7 protein-coding genes and 2 pseudogenes are annotated in these 7,883 nt (G+C 34.2%); 5 read left to right on the forward strand and 4 right to left on the reverse strand.

Features of this window, described 5'->3' with window-relative positions; translation table 11 throughout:
• The 4 genes and pseudogenes from G3KMM_RS01970 to dnaA all read right to left on the reverse strand — a co-directional run.
• Positions 1 to 383: pseudogene (locus tag G3KMM_RS01970) on the reverse strand (DNA replication/repair protein RecF); the annotation flags it as partial.
• A gap of 17 nt (positions 384 to 400) precedes the next feature.
• Positions 401 to 1,087, reverse strand: coding sequence for an AAA family ATPase (locus G3KMM_RS01975; RefSeq protein ID WP_129604870.1), 687 nt, complete (start codon positions 1,085 to 1,087; stop codon positions 401 to 403).
• A 23-nt stretch (positions 1,088 to 1,110) separates the two neighbouring features.
• On the reverse strand, positions 1,111 to 2,214 hold the full coding sequence (gene dnaN / locus G3KMM_RS01980) for a DNA polymerase III subunit beta (RefSeq protein ID WP_129604873.1): 1,104 nt from the start codon (positions 2,212 to 2,214) through the stop codon (positions 1,111 to 1,113).
• A 251-nt stretch (positions 2,215 to 2,465) separates the two neighbouring features.
• Positions 2,466 to 3,848, reverse strand: a complete 1,383-nt coding sequence (gene dnaA, locus G3KMM_RS01985) for a chromosomal replication initiator protein DnaA (RefSeq protein ID WP_164998478.1) — start codon at positions 3,846 to 3,848, stop codon at positions 2,466 to 2,468.
• Between the two features lie 261 nt (positions 3,849 to 4,109).
• Here dnaA and rpmH point away from each other — a divergent pair, with 261 nt between their 5' ends.
• The 5 genes and pseudogenes from rpmH to G3KMM_RS02815 form a co-directional block, all read left to right on the forward strand.
• Positions 4,110 to 4,247, forward strand: coding sequence for a 50S ribosomal protein L34 (gene rpmH, locus G3KMM_RS01990; protein ID WP_129604879.1), 138 nt, complete (start codon positions 4,110 to 4,112; stop codon positions 4,245 to 4,247).
• Between the two features lie 66 nt (positions 4,248 to 4,313).
• On the forward strand, positions 4,314 to 6,116 hold the full coding sequence (locus G3KMM_RS01995; protein WP_129604882.1) for an ABC transporter ATP-binding protein: 1,803 nt from the start codon (positions 4,314 to 4,316) through the stop codon (positions 6,114 to 6,116).
• 27 nt (positions 6,117 to 6,143) lie between these two features.
• Positions 6,144 to 6,482 carry a ribonuclease P protein component gene (gene rnpA / locus G3KMM_RS02000; protein ID WP_129604885.1) on the forward strand — a complete coding sequence of 113 codons (339 nt, stop codon included), beginning with the start codon at positions 6,144 to 6,146 and terminating at the stop codon, positions 6,480 to 6,482.
• Positions 6,483 to 6,524: 42 nt separating this feature from the next.
• On the forward strand, positions 6,525 to 7,571 hold the full coding sequence (locus tag G3KMM_RS02005; RefSeq protein WP_129604888.1) for a YidC/Oxa1 family membrane protein insertase: 1,047 nt from the start codon (positions 6,525 to 6,527) through the stop codon (positions 7,569 to 7,571).
• A gap of 16 nt (positions 7,572 to 7,587) precedes the next feature.
• Positions 7,588 to 7,883, forward strand: a pseudogene (locus G3KMM_RS02815) (single-stranded DNA-binding protein); the annotation flags it as partial.

Raw genomic sequence — 7,883 nt, forward strand, 5'->3', positions numbered from 1 at the left:
TTTTCCTTAAAATTCTTCACTAGACTCTTTTGCCTCATATTGTCTAGTTCTGAAAAAACATCATCAAGTAAAACAACCGGCCTCTTTCCAGTCTCTTGAAAAATTAACTCTGCTTCAATAAATTTCATTGCCAAAATCATCGAGCGAAGCTCTCCTCGACTTGCCGTTCCATCCGCCCCTTCGCCATTAAAAAGAAATACAAAATCATCACGATGAATTCCAAATCCAGTATGTCCCAAAACTAAATCACGTTGCAACTCCGATTCTAGACGATTAAAATATTCCGCCTCAGAGATCTCACCGCCAAATAATTCTAGTTTCAAAGACACAAAATCACCATTATCCACAATTGAATGATAAACCTCAGAAAAAACTAAATTCAATTGTTCTAAATATTTTATCAGCTTCTGTCGAATTTCAAAACAAAACTTAGAAAGTAAAAATTATCCACAATTGAATGATAAACTTCAGAAAAAACTAAATTCAATTGTTCTAAATATTTTATCCGCTTCTGTCGAATTTCAAGACCATACTTAGAAAGTAAAATATTCCATGAGAAAAAATCACTTCGAGAAATTTTTCCATCACCACCCTGATTATTATATTTTTTTAATAAATCATTCCTCTGCTTTAAGCTCTTTTCATATTTTAAGAGGGAATCACTATAAGACTCATCAAATTCTGTTAATACTCGATCAAAATAACTTCTTCTTTTTGTTGGACTCGTTGCCACTAAATGTAAGTCATCTGGTAAAAATAACACCACCGGATATCGATTTCGTTTTGGCAATCTCGCAACCTTTTTATCTTCCACCAAAAACTGCTTCTTTTTTCCATCAAAAACCACTACCGTTTTCCTACCATCACAAAAATTCAGTTCCACTCGGTAAAAATCTGCTCCCCGCTTTAGAATTTCACCATCACTTGCTTTAAAAGATTTACCTCTTAAAGCTTCATAAATTGCCTCCAAAACCGAAGTTTTTCCAGACCCGTTCTCGCCAATTAATAAACTTGTTTTCTTATTACATTTCAACAAAAATTCATCGTGGCTTCGAAAATTCACTAATTGCACACTTTGAATAATCATTAACTAGCTCCAGTTTTATTAGCTTAACTCTTTAATGGCATAATAATATGGGTATAATTATTTGATTTTTCATTCCTAATTAACACTGGTGCTAATTTCCCAGAAATTCCAAAAGTTAAATTTTCTTCTTCAATTACATTAATTACATCAATTAGATATCTTGAATTTAAAATCACCTTACCATCGGCTAAAATTTCCGCTTCAATATCCGAAGCATTTTCACCAAATTCATTCGCCACTGAAGATACCGAAAAGGTCTGACTGTCGCTTTTAGCTTCACATATAATTGATCCACCAACCCCTCTTGAAAACAATGCTGCTAATTTTACAATTCGGAGCAACTCCGCCTTACTCATTTTTATGTCCGAACCAACCTGTTCCGGAATCAATCTGCGATAATCAGGGAATGATCCATCGATTAACTTAGATGTAATTTCAATCTCCCCTAAACGGAAGCGTACTTGAGAATTATCAAAAACAATTTCAATTTCATTCATATTATCAGACATTGCCCCAAGCACATCAACTAGACAACCAGAGGGAACAATCGCCTTCACATCGCTCTCCACCTTTTCAATAAATAACCTCTCAGCCAATCTATAACCATCCGTTGCCGCAATATATAAAGACCCCTCATATGTATTAAAATACACACCAGTTAAAGCTGGCCTCGTAGTATCCGATGAAGCCGCAATTTTCACCTCATTAATTCCGGTCTTAAATGCCTCTACGCTCATTCGATAAATTACTGCCTCAGCCTCATTAATATCAGGAAGTTCTGGAAAATCCTCCGCAGGTGCGCCATTAAAAGTTGACTTATATTTTCCGGAAGCCACAGTTAACCTTGAATCATTGCCACTTAGTTTCACCTCACCTTTTGGTAAGTTACCAACAAAGTCAGCTAATAGCCTAGCTGGTACGGTAATTTCACCATCCTTAGAATCGGCAACTCCTAAATAATTAACAATCGCCATATCTAGGTTGGTAGTAATTAACATCACCTTATTATTACTTGCTTTTATAAGTACATTATTCAAAATTGGTAAAGTCGTCTTACTTCCTGCTGCTACTCGACTCACAACGCCAAGAGCCTTCGCTAATTTTCCTTGTTCTACTATGATTTCCATAACTCTCCTTTATTAAATAATTAATTGTAGTAGTAATAGGCTATGTGTAAAATGTGTATAACTATATTTTACAGAGGTAAACAAATTATTCTTTTGTGTAAAACCTGTGGGATAACTTTGTAAAACTTAGTGGATAAATCTTACTTTTCAACATCTTTTTATTTAAAATTATTTTTTGGACTTCTTTCCACATAGTTTTCCTCTACTTTTTCACTAGGTTTTCCGCCCACCTTTCCACATCTTTTCCACAACTACTCACTTAATTGTTCTCTAATTTCACTTATTTCATCCCGCAGACTAAAATTCAACTTCATATCGGATTCAATTTTTTTAATTCCATGCATTACCGTTGTATGATCCTTAACTCCAACTTCCAAGGCAATTTTAGGGGTGCTCATTTGTAGATCTTTTGACATTAAAAACATTGCAACCTGTCTTGCAGTCTTAATATTAGAAACACGACTTTTTCCGCATAATTCATCAGGCGTAATATTATAATAATCTGAAACTTTTCCAACTATTGTCTTAGGGGTTAGGTTTCTACTTCTCACACTACCAGTTGAAATCGATGCTAATCCATCTTGAATAATAGTTAATGGAGATACTCCCTTAAGTTCTGAAAGTGCAATAATTTTTCCATATAAACTCTGTAAGTCTCGGATATTCGTTTCGACATTTTTAGCGATATATTCAATTGCTTGATTTTCCACATCCACTCCATCAAATTCCGCCTTTGCATGTAAAATAGCACAACGGTCTTCAAAAGTTGGGTACTGTAAATCAAATGCACCAGTCATAGTTAATCTTGATGCTAGACGTTCATCAACGGTCTTAATTTGGCTTGGTAGGCGATCACTCGTAATAATTACTTGCTTATTCGCCTGGTGCATATCGTTAAATATATTAAAGAATTCTTCTTGGCTTTTCTCTTTACCTACGATAAATTGAAAATCATCAATAATTAAAACATCAAGTTTTTGAAATTTTTTATGAAAATTCTCCATATCGCCTTTACGTACGGCAGTAATAAAGTCGCTGTAAAAATGGTTAATTGGTGTATAAAGAATTTTTAACTTAGGGTTTCGTTTTAGTAACTCATTTCCAATCGCTTCAACCAAATGTGTTTTTCCAAGCCCTGGTCCGCCATATAAGAAAAAAGGATTATACTTATCACCTGGATTTTCAATAATATTTTTTGCTACCGCCACCGCAAGTTCATTATTTGTTCCGACCACAAAATTATCCATTGTGAATTTATTATTCAACCCAGTTAAAAGTGTTGGATTAAAATTATTTGTCGGTATCTTTATTTTTTCGACGGTGTTTACCCGTGTTTGTAGATCCTCTAGCACTACCTCGCGGGGTTTTTTAACGCGCGTTGCATTGTTTACAATGACGTAGTTTGTATTTTTTACAGATATTTTATTGGATATGAGGGCGTCTCTAATTTGTTGGTCAAATTTCTTACGAATATTTGCCTGCATAAAAATATTAGGTACTCCAATCTGGATCATTCCGTCATCGGTACTAATGAGGGAAGTGTTAGTTTGTGCAAAGAATGTTGCATAATTTTCCTGAGAAATTTTCTGTTCAAGTTCTGCGAGTACATTGTTCCACACATCAAACACAGCCACTACCTCCAGCTTCTTACCGTATAACCTTTATTACCTCTATTATAACAAATTTTATACTTTTCCACAGGTTTTATTTTTTTAATTTTTTATTATCTAATATAGAAAAAAATTCATAGGGGTGGATTTATCCACAACTTCTAATTAATAGGGTATCTAATGTGGAAAACTTCTTGAAAAAAGTGGAAAACTACGGTATAATTAAACACAGTTTACAAATACATGGATTATTAATATAATCCTATGTGAAATAAAAGGAATAATATGCCAAAGCGTACATATCAGCCACATAAGCGTCAGCGCAAACAGGAACATGGTTTCATGAAGCGTAATGCTACTAAAAATGGGCAAAAAGTTTTAAAGCGCCGTCGCATTAAAGGACGTGCTCGTTTAACTTATTAAAAGAATACCGCAAATGCGGTATCTTTTTTTCACTCTAAAATGTTTATGCTATATAATAAGTAGTATATGAAACATTTTCTTGAAACGATCCAATCCGTTTTTGAGATTGCTCCCAAAAAACGTTTCGAGGTTTTTGAGCTTTTTTTAAGCTTCATGCTTTATAATCTTGTTAGTCTCTTGCCGCCGATTGCTACTGCCGGTATTATTTCGGTTATTACGCAAGGTTCCAATTTTCACGCCATCTGGTTTTATGTCATTCTTTTTCTACTTTTTTATATTATTGAATACACTCTCCTTGCCTGGAAATATTATATTTATGTCACCCTTTCTCATTATTATTACAATACAGTTCAGCAAAAGCTTTTTGACCATGTCATCAATAATATTTCGATTACTGAGAAAATCTCTCGCGGTCGCATTACAGATACTTTTAATGAAGACATTTCGTATCTTATTCAAACTATCAATTCAGCGGCTATTGTGCTTACCGGTGTTATTCAGCTTCTCATCATCTTTCTGATTTTTGCTAGCTATAATGTGTCTATTGCTGTCGTCGCTCTCTTAATCGACCTTTTTTATATTTTTCTCATGTCAAAAAATTCCAAATTTGTCGCCAAGCATTTTGATGGGGTAAGAAAATATAAAGATCGTCTTCTCGATGTATTAAATGAGATTCTTAATAATTTAAGACAAATTAAAACCCTTAATCTTATGCCTATCTTGAATCGTAAAATTTCCTCAAATCGTAATAGTTTTGATGCTCAGTTCGATAAACGTTATCTGTATCTCACTGCTCGTTATTGTAAAATTCCGATGGTTATTCAGGTTGGTAAAATTATCCTCTATGTTTTACTCGCTATTTTGGTTTTCAAAAATCAAATTACTATTGATAAACTCGTTCTCTTAATTAGTTATTATGAGATGGTTGTTTCAAACACTAATAAGACTCTCGAAGAATTATTAAATCTCAGTACCTATAATATTCGCCTTCAACGCATTAAGTCTATTCTTAATTATACTAGTTATACTAAGGGTAGCTATGGTGATTTAAATAATGATTATATTAATGGTGATGTTCTTTTTGATAATGTTTCTTTTAGTATTAGTGGTCGTGAAATTCTTAAAAATGTTTCTTTTGAAGCCAAGCCAAATGAAATTACCGCCATTGTTGGTCGTCCAGGTTCTGGTAAGACCACTATCATTAACTTACTTTATCGTCTCTATTCAATCAAATCTGGTAATATTCTTATCGATGGGGAATCAATTTATCATTACTCTAAAAAAGTCTATACCACTAACGTCTCTGGTGTTTTTCAAAAACCACTTATTTTTAAGATGAGTATCCGCGATAATTTAAGTGTTTTTGATCGTAGTCAAAAACAGCAAATTAACGCCTGTAAGCGTGTTGGGATCTATGAAAAAATTCTTTCTCTCCCACGCGGTTTTAATACTGTTTTAAAAGAAAACCGTGGGCTTTTTACTGATGGTGAATTACAGAAACTTGCAATCGCAAGAGCTCTTCTTAGTAAAGCTGAAATTTTATTATTTGACGAAGTAACTAGCAATGTTGATCCAGAAACCTCAAAAGAAATTATTAATATTTTGGAGGATCTAAAAGAGGATCACACGGTGATTATTATTACTCATAAACCAGAAATTATGAAAATCGCCGATAAAATTGTAGTGTTAGACGCAGGACAAGTTGTTGCAAAAGGTAAAAATAAGGAAGTATTTACTAAAAGTCCACTTTATCGTACCTTGCGTAATGCAACTTTCACTAAACCTAGTATTGATGATGAGACTGAGCATATCATCGAGGACAGCTCCTCTGATTTTCTGGCTCATGATGAACCAGCTCTCGATCTATAATAAAATTATTGTGATAAAATAAACTAGATGTTATCTAGTAAATACCGTTTTCATTCCCGGGGTGGTGTTAAATATACTTATCAAAAGGGAAAAACTATTAGAACTCCAAAGCTCTCTCTTGTTTTTGCTCCCAATAAAAAACAAAGACAGCGTTATGCTGTAGTGGTATCTAAAAAAGTCCTCAAGACTGCTGTTGGGCGCAATCGTATTCGTCGTCGTCTCTATGAGGCTATTCGTCTAGAATTTGATCCTACAATTAAGCTAGATTGTATTTTTGTAATCTATTCTAGAGATTTTTTGAAAATGGATTTTGAAAAAATAAGAACACAGATCAGGGAATTATTAGATAAGGCTCGTGTTGTCTAAAAGTTCTTATTATCTCACCCCTAATATGTTATAATTAACCAAATGTTTGAGTTAATTGATTTTATAATTGTAAATCCGATTATTAATATATTATTTGTTATTTATAACTACATCGGTGATTTTGGTGTAGCTATGATTATCTTTACTATCTTAGTGAAGCTACTCACTTGGCCTCTTGTTAAGAAACAGTTTCTTCAGATGAAGTTAATGCGTAAGATTCAGCCTGAACTCACAGAGATTCGCAAGCGCTGTAATGGTAACAAGCAATTAGAATCTCTACAGATGATGGACCTTTACAAGCGTAATAATGTTAAGCCCTTCACTTCTATCTGGACTCTTCTTATTCAGCTTCCTATCTTCTTTGCTATCTTCTTTGCCATTCGTATTATGGTTACCCCAACCGTAAAGGATAATGTTGAAAAACGTGCCTACCCTGTTGTTTCTGAAATGACACGTATTGATGAGATTATTAAGCTACAAAAAACATATCTTGAAAACACAGAAACTAATACCTATGATTTTAAACCTCAACTCCTAGGTCAACTTGATCTTTCTACTCGTGCTGGCGTGCAATCTTTTAGCTCAGTTATTATTCTCCTTTTTGTCATTGGTTCTGCCTATACTCAGTATCTAATGTCAAAAATGCAGATGCCTAAAAAGAGCCAGAAAAACACCTGGAAGAAGATGGTCGAGGATGCTAAGGCTGGTAAGGATATGAATCAAGCCGACATGAATAATATGGTTTCAAGTCAGATGAATTTTATGATGCCAATTATGATGGTAATGATTACAATCAACTTCCCGGGTGCTCTCGTTATGTATTATCTTCTTTCTAATATTATCGCTATTATCCAGCAGAAAATTGTCTTTAATCAGGCAGATAATCAGATGGATGATAACACTGACCGTGCAATCCTTCGTGAATTAAAGAAGAAAACCTCTGACATTAAAGAGGCAGAAGTGATTGAGAACAAGAAGACTGGTACTAGAATTACTCGTATTTCGGCCAAAGACGCAAAAAACTCTTCTCGTGAATTTTCACAAAAAAATAAACACGAAAAATCCGATAACCAACCAGATAACGGTTAGGAGAATAGGAGTTTTTATGAATCGTGATGAATCGATTCGCTTTGCAACAAAATATCTCGAAGATCTTTTATCTTTCTTCGGTATTAATGTGGCTGTATGGTCTACTATCGACGATGATGTCATTCAACTTAGTGTACCAAGTACTAGTTTAAATTCTTTATTGATTGGCAAGAATGCAGATAATCTACGTGCTCTTCAGCATGTTGTTTCTATGGCTCTTGTCGCTCATAATTCAGAGGTTACTAGGGTTAACGTGGATGTCGCTGACTATAAGCGCCAACGTGCTGAACGTATTGAGCAAAAAGCTGAAGG

It is taken from the genome of Candidatus Nanosyncoccus nanoralicus, from assembly GCF_004138405.1.
GTDB lineage: Bacteria > Patescibacteriota > Saccharimonadia > Saccharimonadales > Saccharimonadaceae > Nanosyncoccus > Nanosyncoccus nanoralicus.

Excerpts from the sequence above, each read along its gene's own strand:
- rpmH (WP_129604879.1), top strand. The coding sequence starts at position 4,110 with ATGCCAAAGCGTACATATCAGCCACATAAGCGTCAGCGCAAACAGGAA.
- dnaN (WP_129604873.1), bottom strand. The coding sequence starts at position 2,214 with ATGGAAATCATAGTAGAACAAGGAAAATTAGCGAAGGCTCTTGGCGTT.
- rnpA (WP_129604885.1), top strand. The coding sequence starts at position 6,144 with ATGTTATCTAGTAAATACCGTTTTCATTCCCGGGGTGGTGTTAAATAT.
- G3KMM_RS02005 (WP_129604888.1), top strand. The coding sequence starts at position 6,525 with ATGTTTGAGTTAATTGATTTTATAATTGTAAATCCGATTATTAATATA.
- G3KMM_RS01995 (WP_129604882.1), top strand. The coding sequence starts at position 4,314 with ATGAAACATTTTCTTGAAACGATCCAATCCGTTTTTGAGATTGCTCCC.
- G3KMM_RS01975 (WP_129604870.1), bottom strand. The coding sequence starts at position 1,087 with ATGATTATTCAAAGTGTGCAATTAGTGAATTTTCGAAGCCACGATGAA.